Source organism: Variovorax sp. YR752, from assembly GCF_943372545.1.
Genome location: NZ_CALRZC010000221.1, coordinates 1 through 13970 on the forward strand (window position 1 = coordinate 1; position 13970 = coordinate 13970).

General features: G+C 71.4%; 17 protein-coding genes. 3 read left to right on the top strand and 14 right to left on the bottom strand.

All coding sequences use genetic code 11. The features are described 5' to 3' along the window. The coding region (locus AAG801_RS33470) for a hypothetical protein (RefSeq protein WP_341892287.1) at positions 1 to 180 on the top strand (180 nt) is incomplete at its 5' end. Positions 181 to 311: 131 nt separating this feature from the next. Here AAG801_RS33470 and AAG801_RS33475 read toward each other — a convergent pair. The 7 genes from AAG801_RS33475 to AAG801_RS33505 all read right to left on the bottom strand — a co-directional run bounded on the left by AAG801_RS33475 (position 312) and on the right by AAG801_RS33505 (position 4884). Continuing rightward, positions 312 to 1121 (bottom strand): GNAT family N-acyltransferase, encoded by an 810-nt coding sequence (locus AAG801_RS33475; protein WP_341892303.1) that lies wholly within the window; start codon positions 1119 to 1121, stop codon positions 312 to 314. Further along, positions 1021 to 1542 carry a hypothetical protein gene (locus tag AAG801_RS33480; RefSeq protein WP_341892288.1) on the bottom strand — a complete coding sequence of 174 codons (522 nt, stop codon included), beginning with the start codon at positions 1540 to 1542 and terminating at the stop codon, positions 1021 to 1023. Before AAG801_RS33480 ends, AAG801_RS33475 begins: the two co-directional genes overlap by 101 nt. Positions 1543 to 1596: 54 nt before the next feature. Then, positions 1597 to 2073: a cupin domain-containing protein gene (locus AAG801_RS33485; RefSeq protein ID WP_341892289.1), complete on the bottom strand. Its 477-nt coding sequence runs from the start codon at positions 2071 to 2073 to the stop codon at positions 1597 to 1599. Positions 2074 to 2140: 67 nt separating this feature from the next. Then, positions 2141 to 2872 carry a hypothetical protein gene (locus AAG801_RS33490; protein ID WP_341892290.1) on the bottom strand — a complete coding sequence of 244 codons (732 nt, stop codon included), beginning with the start codon at positions 2870 to 2872 and terminating at the stop codon, positions 2141 to 2143. 39 nt (positions 2873 to 2911) lie between these two features. Next, a complete protein-coding gene (locus AAG801_RS33495; RefSeq protein ID WP_341892291.1) occupies positions 2912 to 3577 on the bottom strand; it encodes a hypothetical protein in 666 nt (221 codons plus the stop codon). Positions 3578 to 3604: 27 nt separating this feature from the next. Further along, complete coding sequence (locus tag AAG801_RS33500) at positions 3605 to 4522, bottom strand: aldo/keto reductase (protein WP_341892292.1); 918 nt, start codon at positions 4520 to 4522, stop codon at positions 3605 to 3607. A gap of 17 nt (positions 4523 to 4539) precedes the next feature. Beyond that, positions 4540 to 4884, bottom strand: coding sequence for a translation initiation factor Sui1 (locus AAG801_RS33505; protein ID WP_341892293.1), 345 nt, complete (start codon positions 4882 to 4884; stop codon positions 4540 to 4542). 102 nt (positions 4885 to 4986) lie between these two features. Here AAG801_RS33505 and AAG801_RS33510 point away from each other — a divergent pair, with 102 nt between their 5' ends. Next, entirely contained in the window at positions 4987 to 7032 is a 2046-nt protein-coding gene (locus tag AAG801_RS33510; protein ID WP_341892294.1) for an ATP-dependent helicase, read from the top strand. An 11-nt stretch (positions 7033 to 7043) separates the two neighbouring features. On the opposite strand, the gene AAG801_RS33515 is transcribed toward AAG801_RS33510, so the two are convergent. Both AAG801_RS33515 and AAG801_RS33520 read right to left on the bottom strand, forming a co-directional pair. After that, positions 7044 to 7544: an H-NS histone family protein gene (locus tag AAG801_RS33515; protein WP_341892295.1), complete on the bottom strand. Its 501-nt coding sequence runs from the start codon at positions 7542 to 7544 to the stop codon at positions 7044 to 7046. A 74-nt stretch (positions 7545 to 7618) separates the two neighbouring features. Next, positions 7619 to 7939: a hypothetical protein gene (locus tag AAG801_RS33520; protein ID WP_341892296.1), complete on the bottom strand. Its 321-nt coding sequence runs from the start codon at positions 7937 to 7939 to the stop codon at positions 7619 to 7621. Positions 7940 to 8028: 89 nt separating this feature from the next. Here AAG801_RS33520 and AAG801_RS33525 point away from each other — a divergent pair, with 89 nt between their 5' ends. Then, a complete protein-coding gene (locus tag AAG801_RS33525) occupies positions 8029 to 8484 on the top strand; it encodes an HAD domain-containing protein (protein ID WP_341892297.1) in 456 nt (151 codons plus the stop codon). 11 nt (positions 8485 to 8495) lie between these two features. On the opposite strand, the gene AAG801_RS33530 is transcribed toward AAG801_RS33525, so the two are convergent. The 5 genes from AAG801_RS33530 to AAG801_RS33550 form a co-directional block, all read right to left on the bottom strand. Continuing rightward, positions 8496 to 8888 (bottom strand): hypothetical protein, encoded by a 393-nt coding sequence (locus AAG801_RS33530; protein WP_341892298.1) that lies wholly within the window; start codon positions 8886 to 8888, stop codon positions 8496 to 8498. 104 nt (positions 8889 to 8992) lie between these two features. Further along, positions 8993 to 9976, bottom strand: coding sequence for an NAD-dependent epimerase/dehydratase family protein (locus AAG801_RS33535; protein WP_341892299.1), 984 nt, complete (start codon positions 9974 to 9976; stop codon positions 8993 to 8995). 51 nt (positions 9977 to 10027) lie between these two features. After that, positions 10028 to 11071, bottom strand: coding sequence for a dienelactone hydrolase (locus AAG801_RS33540; RefSeq protein ID WP_341892300.1), 1044 nt, complete (start codon positions 11069 to 11071; stop codon positions 10028 to 10030). Positions 11072 to 11169: 98 nt separating this feature from the next. After that, positions 11170 to 12249 carry a helix-turn-helix domain-containing protein gene (locus AAG801_RS33545; RefSeq protein WP_341892301.1) on the bottom strand — a complete coding sequence of 360 codons (1080 nt, stop codon included), beginning with the start codon at positions 12247 to 12249 and terminating at the stop codon, positions 11170 to 11172. Between the two features lie 7 nt (positions 12250 to 12256). Next, positions 12257 to 13970: prolyl oligopeptidase family serine peptidase (locus AAG801_RS33550; protein ID WP_341892302.1), on the bottom strand; the 1714-nt coding region annotated here is incomplete at its 5' end.

Genomic DNA, 13970 nt, shown 5'->3' on the forward strand with positions numbered 1-13970 from the left:
GATTTGGGCGGCGACGAGAAGCGCAGCGCCGGGGTCGGCGCGCGTCAGCGCGCTTCGTCGACTGACTTGCCGCGGTTGTCTGAACGCAGCGACCGCAGGTCGCGAAGTGAGTTCTGCGGCACGACCCCGGCGCGAGCATCGCAGTGGAGTCGACGCGCAGCGTCGACCGCCGCCGAATGAGCCACCAGCGGGCAGCGCCTGCCGCGACGCTCATAGAAGGCACGAAGCAGACACACACAGACTTCAGCTCAGGGCCGCGAACGGAAGCCGAGGACACGCCCGCACGCGGATGTTCGGGCGCGGACCGTGCATCAAGCAGCGAGAAAATGCCGCCGGTAGCGCGCCGGCAGGTCGCCGATGCGCATCATCAGCGGCAGGTCGGCGGTGCCGAAGTCGGGGTCCCAGGCCGGTGCGCCGAGCAGCGTCGCACCACAGCGCAGGTAGCCTTTGATCAGGGGCGGCGGCTCTACGGCCAAGTCGCTGCGCAGTTCCTCCACCGGCAGTGCCAGGCGCGGCCGCACCCGCCACTCGATCGACGCGAGGTGGGTGCGACGCAACTGCTCCCACAGGCTGGCCGCGACATGGCCACCGTCACGCATGCCGACGCTGGCGCAGCCGATCATCGTCTCGAGCCCGTTGCGCGCCATGAACTCGCCGAGCGCGCCCCACAGCGCGAGGATCACACCACCGGAGCGCCAGTCGGGGTGGACGCAGGAGCGGCCGAGCTCGACCATGCGCGCACGCAGCGGGCGCAGCCGCGTCAGGTCGAACTCGGTTTCGCTGTACAGGCCGCCAACACGCCGCGCCGCCGCCGGTGTCAGCACGCGGTAGGTGCCGATCACCATGCCGGGCTCGCCGTCGTCGGAGGCCGGTGCGCGCACCAGCAGGTGCTCGCAGAAGTCGTCGAAGACGTCGATGTCATGGCCGGCCGGGGCGCCGCCGGGCGGGGCCAGCCGCGCGCCCATCTCCTCGACGAAGACCGCATACCTCAGGCGCTGCGCGGCGCGAACATCGCCCTCGTCACGCGCCCAAGCCACGTCGAAGCGCGACGGCTCGCTGGCGCGTGAGGCCGGGTGAAGTGACCTCCGGGGCGCCGCCGAGGGCGCGATCAGGTCGGACAAGGGCAGCGTGGGCAGGGGCAGTTCCCGCATCGGATCCTCCATCTTTGCCCGTCATGGTCGGGCGATGGAGTGACGCAGCCGTGAAGCCGAGGTGACGAAGCGATGACGATTCGCGCATGGACGTTGCCTTGTCGCCGCTGACCGGATGACGGTAGATGCGATCGTTGAGATGGCGCGCCACGTCCAGGATGTCGTCCTCGCTCCACCCGAGCTGCGCCACGCCCTGCCAGTGCCGCACCTGGGCGAGCAGCTTGGGCCAGTCACTGGCGAGGCGCTTGTCGCGCCAGTGCATCTGCGAGTTGTGGCAGGCGATGCAGTGGGTGCCGTAGAGCAGTTCGCCGCGCGAGGGCGAGCCGGCGGCGGGCGCGGCCTGGGCGGCCGCGGCAAGGAAGACGATCAGGGCGGCAAGCAGGCGCTTCATGGCGCAAGCATCGCGCGCGCAGTGCATGCGCGGCTTGACGGCGCACAAGCTCGCTCAGCCCGGGTGCGTCGGATCCACCCAGCGCACGTTCTCCGGCGGCTCGGCCGGCGCGATATCGAGGTTGACCGCCACCGCCTCGCCGTCGCTGCGCACCAGCACGCACTCGAGCACCTCGGTCGGGCTGGCGTTGATCTCCTGGTGCGGCACGAAGGGCGGCACGTAGATGAAGTCTCCCGGGCCGGCTTCGGCGGTGAACTCGAGCCGCTCGCCCCAGCGCATGCGCGCCCGGCCCTTGACGATGTAGATCACGCTCTCCAGCGGCCCGTGGTGGTGGGCGCCGGTCTTCGCATTCGGATGGATGTGCACCGTGCCGGCCCACAGCTTCTGGGCGCCGACGCGCGCGAAGTTGATCGCCGCCTTGCGGTCCATGCCGGGCGTCTGTGCGGTGTTGGGGTCGAGCCTGTCGCCAGGCACGACGCGCACGCCGTCGTGCTTCCAGGCGGGGCTGCCGGGGGAATGTGTGCTGCTCACGGTCCGGGCCTGCGGAAGTCGGGACAGGCCCATTCTGCCCGCCGCCGCGGGCTGCGGTGCACGCGCGTCAGCGTCCCAGCCAGGCGAACAGGCCGCGCTTCGGTTCGGGCCGGGCCGCCGCCGCGCTGCGCGAGACCATCAGGTTCGAGCCGAGGTAGAGCGCATTGAGCAGGCGTGCGCCGCGCTCGGCGCTCATGCCGGGCCATTCGGCGATCTGCTTGAGCGAAGCCGCCTCGCGGCGCAGCCGGTCGGCCGCCGGCGTCAGCGCGCCCGGCAACGGCAGGTCGTCGACGCGCGGATTGCGCAGCACACGATAGGCCGCCGTGCCGCCGATCTCCTGCAGCAGCTTGCCGCGCGGCCCGTGCAACGCCAGCCGCCACAGTGCCGGCGCCAGCGAGTAGTACTGCTCGTCGGCCGCGACACGGTCGCTCATCGGGTGGCCGGGCGGGCGCACGTTCGGCGGCTCGACGCTCATCGCCGTGACACGACCCAGCGAGCGCTCTGGCGCCTCGGTCAGCGGGCGCGGCGAGTGGTAGATCATCTGCGCCGGGAACACCGTCATCGGCCAGACCAGTTCGGCGAAGCGCAGATAGACCAGTGCCGGCTCCTGCAGGCGAACACAGGCGGCAAGCACCTCGAGCGCATCGGACTCCTCGCTACGGCGCTCCAGCGAAGCCAGTTCGGCCATCAGCGTGCTCGACAGTATCGTCGGCCGGTCCGAGCCCTGCATCGACCGCTCGTGGAGCTCGTCGAAACTGCTGACGCGCCACAGGGTGGACGCGTGTTCTTCGGTGGGCATGGGAGTCTCCGGATCGGATGCTGCGACGGCTTGACAAGTTCAGTATGCACATTTGATTGATCCGCGCCAAGCGTGGAGCACCGCCCAGATGCAGGCTGCCGGCAACACCGGAGCCCACGGCATGTCCATCGCCCACAGCGTCGCACCACTGACCAGGCACCACGTTAGCGGAATCGCCCACCAGATCACAGAGGTCGCACGGTAAGCGGGCGCAAACATCAGTAACGTACCGAGGGTACCGAGCACCGTTGCATCCGGGGTCAATCCGAAACTCTCGGTTTCCATCCAGTGGCGGCCGAAAGCCGGCAGCAGCGCGGGCATGATCAGCGCAGCGGTGCCCAGCAGGATCGGGCCGGCGGCAGGCGGGTTGTCGATCCGTCGCACCTTCCAGCTCGCGCCGGCCAGCAATGCGGCCTGGGCCGCGAATGCCGCAGCGAACCAGTTCGCCGCCCAGTTGATCGCCGCATAGCGCTCGGCGTGAAAGGCCCAGGCCACCCAGGCCCAGGCGAGCGACAGCGCGAGCAGCCAGGCGCGCGGCGCCCACGTGGCGCGCCGCCACCACGCCACGCACAGCACGACCCAGCCCAGCGCCACCGGCAGCTGCCAGGGCCACAGGGCCTGGTGGTACAGCTCGAACAGGCGGAAGTAGGTGCGCGGGGAGAACAACAGGAAGTCGGACAGGCGGTAGGTCCACCACTCGGTCATGGCGAGCACCCCTGGCCGCGCCGGAGGCTACAGCGCCGCGACATGCGCCGCGATGCGCGCACGCAGCGCGGCATCGGGCATGGTCCCGCGCGCCGCGCCGAGGTTCTGGCGCACATGCGCAACGCTGCTGGTGGCCGGGATCGCGCAGCTCACTGCCGGGTGCGAGACGATGAACTTCAGCACCAGTTGCGCCCAGCCATCGCAGCCCAGCTCGGCGGCGAAGCCGGGCAGCGGGTGGCGCTGCAGCGCGCGAAGCAGCGCCCCTTCGCGGAACGGCCGGTTGGCGATCACGGCGATGCCGCGCTCCTGCGCCAGCGGCAGCAGGCGCCGTTCCGCCTCGCGGTCGAGCGGGTTGTAGCTGAGCTGCACCACGTCGATCGGCTGGCTGCGCATCAGCTTCTCGATCTCGTCGTGGCGCCGCCCTTCCGAGGTGCTGATGCCGACGTAGCGCAGCCGCCCGGCCGCCTTCATGGCAAACAGCGTCGGCAGGTGCTGCTCCCAGGCCAGCAGGTTGTGCACCTGCAGCAGGTCGAAGCGCGGCACGCCCCAGAAGCGCCGCGACGCCTCGATCTGCGCGGGCCCCTTGGTGCCCGCGCCGATCCACACCTTGTCGGCCGAAAACACCGGTGCCTTGCCACCCAGCTTCGCCAGGCCGTGGCCGATCACCGGCTGCGACGAGCCGTACATCGGCGACGAGTCGATCAGCCGCCCGCCGGACTCGAAGAAGGCGCGCATCACCTCGGCGCAGGCGTCGCGGGCGACTGCATCGTTGCCGACGTTGAAGGTGATCCAGCTGCCCAGGCCGACCACCGGGATGCGCTCGCCGGAGGACGGGATCGGCCTGGTGGCCACCGTGGCCGCCTGCGCCATCACGCCACCGTGCAGAGCCAGCGGCAACGATGCGGCCAGCATCTGCACGGCGCGTCGGCGCTGCAGGTCCGTCATCGCAGCACCCTTGCCTCTCAGCCGCCGGCGCGTCGCGCCGCGTGGCCTTCCCTGACCAGCAGTTCGATCACCCGCTCGACATGGTCGCCCTGGATCTCGAGCACGCCGTCCTTCAGCGCACCCCCGGCGCCGCAGGCGGTGCGCAGCCGCTTGCCGAGCGCGGCCAGCGCCTCGTCGTCGAGGGCGAGGCCACGCACCAGCGTCACCGTTTTGCCGCCGCGGCCCTTGCTCTCGCGGCTGACGCGCACGCGGCCGTCGCCGCGCAGCGCCTCGCGCGCCCGTGCAGCGCACAGGCAGCCGGACAGCGGCTGGCGGCATTGCGGGCAGGTGCGCCCGCCGTCGGTGGAGTAGACGAGAGCCATGGCTTGCCGATTCTTCCACGGCCCACTCCACACCGGTGCCACTGCGGCCACTCCGAACGGCGACCTGGATACGTATACAGTACCCTCGCATCCCGCTTCGCCATGACCGCCGCCACCCTGCCCGCCGATCTCTTTGCCGCGCTCAACGACGAGCAGCGCGGCGCAGTGGCACATGGCAGCGGCCCGCTGCTGGTGATCGCCGGCGCGGGCACGGGCAAGACGATGACGCTGGCCGCGCGCGTCGCCCGGCTGGTCCTCGACGGCGCCGACCCGAACCGCCTGCTGCTGCTGACCTTCTCGCGCCGCGCCGCGCAGGAACTGGCGCACCGTGCCGGCCGCCTGCTGCATGCGGCGCTCGGCTTTCGCGCGACGCAGGCTGCGCCCACCCTGCCCTGGGCCGGCACCTTCCACGCGGTGGGCGCGCGACTGCTGCGCGAGCATGCGGCGTCGATCGGGCTGTCGCCGCAGTTCACGCTGCTCGACCGCGGTGACGCCGAAGACCTGATGGGCATCGTGCGCCAGCAGCTCGAACTCGGCAGCGGCGGCCAGCGCTTCCCGCTCAAGGGCACCTGCCTGGCGATCTACTCGCGCGTGGTCAACGCGCAGCTCGGTGTCGACGCGGTAGTGCAGCAGGTCTTCCCCTGGTGCCGTGGTCACGAGCCGGCGCTGAAGCAACTGTTCGCCGCCTACATCGACGCCAAGCAGCAACAGCAGGTGCTCGACTACGACGACCTGCTGCTGTACTGGCAGCAGATGTTGGAGGAGCCGGCGCTCGCCCATGCCATCGGCGCACGCTTCGAGCAGGTGCTGGTCGACGAGTACCAGGATACCAACCGCCTGCAATCGGCCATCCTGAAGGCGCTGAAGCCCGACGGCCGCGGCCTCACCGTCGTCGGTGACGACGCGCAGTCGATCTACTCCTTCCGCGCCGCCGACGTGCGCAACATCCTCGACTTCCCGGCGCAGTTCGAGCCGTCCGCCGAGGTGGTCACGCTGACGCACAACTACCGCTCGACGCAGGCCATCCTGGCCGCTTCCAACGCCGTCATCGCGCTGGCCACCGAGCGCCATCCGAAGGACCTGCACAGCCCGCGCGAGGGGCCGCGGCCGCGGCTGGTCAGCGTGGCCGACGAGATGGCGCAGGCGCGCGGCGTGGCCGACGAGGTGCTGCTGCTGCGCGAGGGTGGCCTGGCGCTGAAGCGCCAGGCGGTGCTGTTTCGCACCGGCCACCACAGCGCGGCACTGGAACTGGAACTGACGCGCCGCGGCATCCCCTTCGTCAAGTTCGGCGGGCTGCGCTTCCTCGAGGCGGCCCACGTGAAAGACCTGCTCTCGGTGCTGCGCTGGGTGCAGAACCCGCGCGGGCGGCTGGCGGGATATCGCGTCGTGCAGATGATCCCGGGCCTGGGCGCGGCCTCGGCGCGGCGCCTGCTCGATGCCATCGCCGCGGCCGACGATCCGCTGCAGGCGCTGCACACCTTCAAGCCGCCGGCCGCCGCAGCGGCCGACTGGCGCGGCTGGCTGGCCGCGCACGAGGCGCTGCGCGAGGCCGGCTGGCCCGCGGCCATCGCGCAGGCGCGGCGCTGGTACGAGCCGCATCTCGAGCGGCTGCACGAGGACGCGACAATCCGCCGTGCCGACCTGGCCCAGCTCGAACGGCTGGCTGCGCAGTACCCGAGCCGCGAGCGCTTCCTCGCCGAGCTGACGCTGGACCCACCCGAGGCGACCAGCGACGCCGCCGACGAACCACACCGCGACGAGGACTACCTGATCCTGTCGACGCTGCACTCGGCCAAGGGCCAGGAGTGGAGCGCAGTGCACATCCTCAACGCGGTCGACGGCTGCATGCCGGCCGACCTGGCCACCGGCCATGCCGACGAGATCGAGGAGGAACGCCGCCTGCTCTACGTCGGCATGACACGGGCGAAACACCACCTGACGCTGTGGGTGCCGCAGCGCTTCCACATCACGCAGCAGTCAGCCGGCGGCGATCGCCACCTGTATGGCTCGCTGACGCGCTTCATTCCGGAAGACCTGGCGCAGCGCCACTTCGACCGTGTCGTGCCGGCGTCGACCCTGGCCGCCGAGACGGCGGGCGCCGCCCTGCCGTCCATCGACCTGATGGCGCGTGTGCGGCGCGCCTTCTGAAGCCGATGGACCTACTGCACAGCGACGCCGGACTCGATCTCGACCGCCGGCGTCTTCGCTGCCCGCCCCTTGCGGCCACGCGTGGCAGGCTTCGCGGCGCGCTTCTTCGCGGCGACCTTCGGCGTCTTGGCCGGCCGGGCCGGCTTGGCAGCCTTGGCCACGCGAACCTTCTTCGATGCCGGTTGTGCCGCCGGCGCATCGATCAGGAAGGCGTCGCGATCCTTGGCGCCGGCGATCCAGGCCGGCGGGCGGCCGTGGCCGGTCCAGGTCTGGCCGCTCTTCGGGTCGCGGTACTTGGCGACACCGCTGCTGCGGCTGGCCCGGGCCGGCGCCTTGCGCGCCACGGCGCGGGTGCGGCCGCCTGCGAGGCCGACGTCGGCCGCGCTGAGGCCGTAGTCGGCAATGACCTGACGCACCTGCGCGATGATGGTCTTGAGTTCCTGGCGCCGCAGTTCCTCGGCTTGTTTCTCGAGCTTGGCGATCTCGGCTCTGACGGCCTGGTAGGTCTTCATGGGGTTCCTCGGTTTGTCACGACAGCATGGCCACCCAACTGTGCGGCGCCACCAATTGTGCGCGACCCGGCCGATCACCCCACCGCCGGCGTTTCAGGCTGTGACCACTCCAGCAGCTCGGCCAGCCGGCAGGCCACCCAGAAAGCCTCGTCGGCACGCACGCCCGAACCCTCGCCGATCAGGCCGAGGTGGCAGCGGCGCAGCACTTCGTCCTCGGCGATGCCGTGGCGGAACAGCATCGCACGGGCCGGCTCGACCATCGCCTGCGCGAGGTCCTCGCAGAACTCGTGGCGCGCGGCCAGTTCGTCGCGCGGCAGCGTCAGGCGGCCGGTGCGCGGCGAGCGGTACAGCGCGGCGAAGGCGTCGGGAATGAGGATCTGCGATGAGTCGTCCATGAGCGCGGTCGGTGCAGCCAAGTTTGGCGCAGCGCATGGACAGCGCTGCCGGCATTCCCTAGCCTAACGCGAACGAGGCTCGAACTCCCATGCGCATCCTGTTTCTCGATTTCGGCGGCGTCACCCACCCCTGCTCGACGGACGACGAGGCACGCGCCGTGCACCGCGGCTCGGTCAGCGCCGGTGTTCGGCTCGACGTGTTCTGCTGGTTCGACATCCTGCCGACGCTGCTCGCCCCCTACGACGACGTCTACGTGGTGGTGCACTCGAACTGGCGCTTCAGCCACTCGGCCGCCGAGATCGGCGACCTGCTCGGCGACCTCGGCAGCCGCTACCTCGGCTGCACGCCGCTGGGCGAGCGCTACGCGTGCATCCAGGCCTGGCTGGCGCGTCACCCGACGGTGTCGTCGTTCCGCATCCTCGACGACTCGCCGGCGTCGTTCGGTGACCCGCCACCACCCGAGCTGATCCTGTGCGACCCGCGTACCGGGCTGTCGGAGCCGCGCGTGCAGGCGCAGATCCGCGAGTGGCTGGCGGCCGGTTGAGCGTGTTCCGTTCAGGGTCGCGCCAGGCGCCAGACGCTGTTGAAGCCGTCGCCGGTGCGATCCCCGGCCTTCTGGTCCTTCACCCAGTAGTAGACCGGCTTGCCCTTGTAGGCCCACTGGCGGCCGCCGTCGTCACGGGTCACGATGCTCCAGTCGCCCGAGACCGTCGCGCCGGCCGCTGCCATCAGCGGCGGCCAGTTGGTGGCGCAAGGGCCGTTGCAGACGCTCTTGCCGCTGCCCGCGGTGTCGCGGTCGAAGGTGTAGAGCGTCATGCCGTTGGGGCCGACCAGGACACCGTCCATCGTCTTCGCCGGCTCGCTCGCGCCCATCGAGGCGCAGCCGGCAGCGAGTGCGGCGGACAGTACGGACAGTGCGACAACGTGGCGGAAAGAAGCGCGAGCCATGGGTTCTCCTGGGTGTGGATCGATGAAGGTCGGTCTCCCCGTAGACGTTGTCACGGCGATGAATATTCCCGCGCGCAGCAAAGCCGGCGCGGCCTCGCCGCCGCTCAGGCGGGCCGCGACACGAGCATGCCTTCGCCGGCCATCCATGCCAGCGTGTCGGCGAGCAGAGCCTCCAGCGGCGTCTCGCGGTAGCCGAGTTCGCGCCTCGCCCTGGACGAGTCGACCTGCAGGCGGTGGCAGGTCAGCGTCGCGCCCTCGGGCGTGACGGCCGGCTCGCGGCCGCTCAGCCGCGACCAGCCGTCGAGCACCCGCGCATAGGCCATCAGCGCCCAGGCCGGCGTGGCACGCGCCGGCGTGCGCCGGCCGAGCATCGCGCCGACGCGGTGCACGAAGTCGACGAGGCTCGCGTGCTCGCCGCCCAGCAGATAGGCCTGACCGAAACGCTGCTGCTGCCACGCGCGCACCTGCGCGGCGGCAACCTCGCGCACGTCGGCGAAGGCGCCGCTGCCCGGCGGGATGCCCGGCAGCTTCTCGCGGTCGACCATCGCGATCAGCCGCGACCAGTTGTGCCGGTCACCGGGGCCGAGGATGTGCGCTGGGTTGAAGACGATCCACGGCAGCGCTGAACCTCGCACCGCCTGCTCGCCGAGGTGTTTGGTTCGCTCGTAGTTGATCCAGCTCTGCGCGCCGCGCTGCGGCACCGATTCGTTCAAGCTGTCGTGCACCAGGTGCGAGAAGGCCGACACCGACGAGGTGTGCACGAAGGCGCGCACCCGCGCAGACTCGGCGGCGCGCAGCAGCGTGATCGTGCCGCCGACGTTGGTGGCCGTCTGCGCCATCGCCTGCGGCTTCCAGACGCTGGTGTCGGCGGCGGCATGGAAGACCGCCTCGCAGCCGGCCAGCGCTCGTTCGAGCGAGGCGGCGTCGGCCAGATCTGCGCGCACCGGCACGGCCCCGGCGGCGCTCAACGTGGCATCGCTCTCGGCACGACGTGACAGCGCACGCACCTCGCAGCCGGCCGCGCGCAGTTCGCGCAGCAGGTGGCCGCCGAGGAAGCCACTGCCGCCGGTGAGAAGGACGCTGGCCATGGCCGCTCCGCTGTGGACAAGGCCGCGATGATCGCACCGCGGCCCTGCACTTCATCGCAGCAGGTGTCGCACGAAGAAGTCGGCCACCTTGGCGTGCACCGGCGGCAGTTCGCGCGCGCGATCGAAGCCGGGCGGGTCGTTCATCATCTCGCCGAGCACGCCGTCGAACACCGGCGGCAGCGGCGACAGGTAGGCACCGTGCCCGCCGGTGGGCAGGTCGGCGATGTGCTCGCAGCCCGTGCAGGCCTTCAGCACGCGGTCGGAATGGAAGCGCGGCAGCAGCCAGCGGTCCTGCGCGGCGGTGACCAGACCGAGCGGCACCCGCGGCGTGGCCAGCGAGGTCGCGTCGTGGATCGCCGCCGCCGGCACCGCGGCGACGACGGCGGCGATGCGCGGATCCTCGTGGCCCCGCATCGTCTCGTCGGTGAAGCGCAGGCCGATGATGGTGCGCGCCAGCCAGAGCTTGACGCTGTCGAACCAGCCGCCGCTCAGCGTCGTGATGGTGCCGGTGCAGAACTGGAAGTCGGCGACCAGGTTCTCGTCGCAGTGGCGGCGGAAGTTGGCCGTCGACCAGCGGCCGCCGGCCACGGTCAGCGCGGTGTGGCCGCCGGCGGACATGCCGAACACGCCGACACGGTCGAGCGTCAGCAGCGGCGCGAAGCGCGCATCGGCGGCCAGCGCATCGATGGTGCGCGACAGCTCCGCCGGCCGGCGCGACAAGGCGCCCGGTGCGTCGCTGCGGTCGAGGTAGTTGTCGGCGCGGTGCAGCGGCGCGGCGACGACGAAGCCGGCCTCGACCAGCGCACGCGCCTGGTCGGCATAGGGCCAGGTCGAGGCGCCCGTGCCGTGCGAGATCAGCACCAGGCGGCCGTTGCCGCGCACCGGCAGGCCGTTCTCCGCCACGTCGAGCTGCCAGCCCGTCGGGCCGGACGGCCGCGACGGGCTGCTGCTCGGGTAGTAGACCGTCACCGGGCCGAGTTCCTCGCTCGCCGCGATCTGCGTCATGCCCATCGCGGCGCGGGCATCGCCGCAGGCGGCCAGCAGCAGGCTGGCCGCGATCGTCGCGCCGGCCATCCACCCCATCGTCTTCCTCATCTCGTCGCTCCTCGTCGAGGGCAACGGCCCCCGGTGAGCGCAACGATCGTCGGCGCGCGGCGATTCGTCTCGCCGAAAGCAACAATGCCTGGCCGATTTCAGGAATCGGCCAGCTTTTCGCGGCGGAATTCGGTCGGCGTGAGGCCGGTGGCGGCCTTGAAGGCGCGATTGAAGGGCCCGATCGACTGGAAGCCGGCCTCCAGCGCGATGCTCAGCACCGGCAGCTCGCGCCGCTGCGGATCGGCCAGCGCGCTACTCGCCTCGGCGAGCCGGTAGCCGTTGACGAAGGCGTTGAAGTTGCGGTGGCCGAGGCGCTGGTTGATCAGCCGGCGCAGGCGGTACTCGGGCACGGCCAGGCGCGCGGCCAGCGTGGACACGCTCAGGCCTTCGTCGCGGTAGGCGCGCTCCTGCGCCATCGTGCGCTCCAGCGCCTGCGCGAGGCGCTCCTCGGCCGGATCGGGGCCGGCTGGCGCGGCCGGTTCCGGCTCTGCGGCGGCCACCGCCGGCGCGGCCAGCGGGAACAGTTCGGACGGCCCCAGGCGCAGCAGTTGCCAGGCGATCACCGCGATCATGGCCAGCATCGCCGACACATCCACCAGGGCCAGCAGTGGCGGCAGCCGGCCGCTCGGCGAGGCCAAACGCGCCGCCAGCATCGCCACGGTGTAGCTCACGCCGGTGACCACGATGAACAGGCGCAGGCGGCGGCGTTGCTCGACCAGGTCGGCACGCCAGTGCTGCGCTGCGGCCTGCGCCGCCAGCACCGCGAAGAGCAGCGGCACCGCGCGCTGCAGGCCGACCGTGACCTCGCGCAGCGCCCAGGCGCCCTGCGTCACCGCCAGCGTGCAGTTGGCCAGGCTGAGCAGCGCCACGCCGCCCCAGGCCAGCGCATGGACCGGCCGCGGCTCGAACGCATCGTCGAACAGCGCGCGCACGAAGATCCAGAACAGCACGACGTTGGCGACCGACACCGCGATCAGCGGCGCCTGCCAGAGGAAGGGCAACGTGGCCTCGACCCAGGGCGTGGCGCCTATGGTCTGCACGACCTGCCCGAGCGCCAGCGCGACGCCGGCCAGCGCCGCCGGCGAGCGACGCCGGTCACGCCACAGCACCGCGGCGACCAGCACCAGCAGCGCCAGCAGCATGCCGCGCAGCGCGGCGTCGAGCAGGGTCAGCGACACGGGTGCGTCAGGGCTTCGTGCTCAGCTTGCCGGAGCGCCAGAGCAGGAAGGCGTAGACGTCGGCCAGCTGGCTGTAGGCCTGCTGCGCCGTGCTGCCCACGCCGTGGCCGGCCTGCATGTCGATGCGCATGAACACCGGCTTGCCGCTGCTCGTGGCCTGCTGCAACCGCGCCGCCGCCTTGGCGCTGTGCCACACGTCCACGCGCGGATCGTTGATGCCGTGGATCAGCATCACCGCCGGGTAGGCCGTGCCGTCCCTGATCTGGTGGTAGGTGCTCATCTCCAGCAGCGCGGCGAACTCGGCCGGGTCCTTCACCGTGCCGAACTCGGAGATGTTGGTGATGCCGTTGGCCGACTCCTCCGATCGGATGGCATCGAGCACGCCGACATCGAACACCGCGGCGGCGAACAGCTCCGGCGCCGTGGTCACCGCGCGGCCGACGAAGATGCCGCCGGCGCTGGTGCCCCAGATGCCCAGCGTGGCCGGCGAGGCGTAGCGCTGCTCGATCAGCCAGCGCGCGCAGGCGATGCCGTCCTTCCAGGTGTTCGGCTTGGTGGTCTTGAAGCCGGCGCGGTACCAGGGGTCGCCGTAGGCGCCGCTGCCGCGCACGTTGGCGAAGGCGATCACGCCGCCGCGCTCCAGCCAGGCGACGCTGCGCGGGTCGAACCAGGCCTCGAAGCTGAAACCGTAGGCACCGTAGCCGATCAGCAGCGTCGGGTTGCTGCCGTCGCGCACCAGGCCTTGCTTGTGGATCACCGCCAGCGGCACGCGCGCGCCGTCGTGGCTGGTCACCAGCACCTCGGAGACCGCCAGTTCCGGCATGCCGGGCGGGCGCTGGCTCTTGCGCAGGCCGGTGTCGCGGACGCTGCCATCGGCTTTCACCGCCAGCACACGCGGCGGGTCGGTCCAGGTGCTGGTGGTCACCCAGGGCTGGCGGTAGGCGCGGCCGGCGTCCTCGACGAGGAAGGTCGAGCCGGCGCTGGACGGCGCGACGTCGGCGCCGTCGCGCGGCGTGCCCGCGGCGTGGCGCATCACGCGCGTGTTGAAGCCTTGCGATACCTCCGTGTAGATCGCATCGCGGCCGAGCGCGAACTCGCGCAGCACACCTTGTGTCGGCTCGGCCACCACCTCGCGCGCCCGCGACAGCTCGGGCTGCTTCAGGTCGAGCGCGAGCACACGGCTGCGCGGCGCACCGGCGTAGGTGCGCAGGTAGAGGGTGTCGCCGCGCAGTTGCGCATCGGTCAGCTTGTCGGCAGCGCTGCTGATCTGCCGCCAGGGGATGCTGCGCTGGCCCAGCGTTGCCAGCGGCGCGACGAACAGCTTGCCCTCGGGCACCGTGGTGTCGGTGGTGCGCGCGATCATCCAGCGGCTGCCGGGCGAGAAGAACACCGAGCCGACGTCGATGCGTTCCAGCTTCAGCGAGGCATCGACCAGCGGCCCGAAGATCGGCCGCGGCAACGCCTTCGGCCGGGCCAGGTCGATCAGCATCACGGACGCATCGAGGTAGGTCTCGGTCTCCGGTGCGCCCGCCGGCAGTTCGCGGTTCTGCGTGAAGGCCAGGCGGCGGCTGTCCGGCGTCCAGCTGACCCATTCCCAGTGCACGCGCGGCACCGGCTCGCGCAGCGAACGGCCGCTGGCGATGTCCATCAGGTGCAGCGACGCATCCTCCGAGCCGCCGGCGGACACGCCATAGGCCAGCGTGCGCCCGTCCCACGAGGGC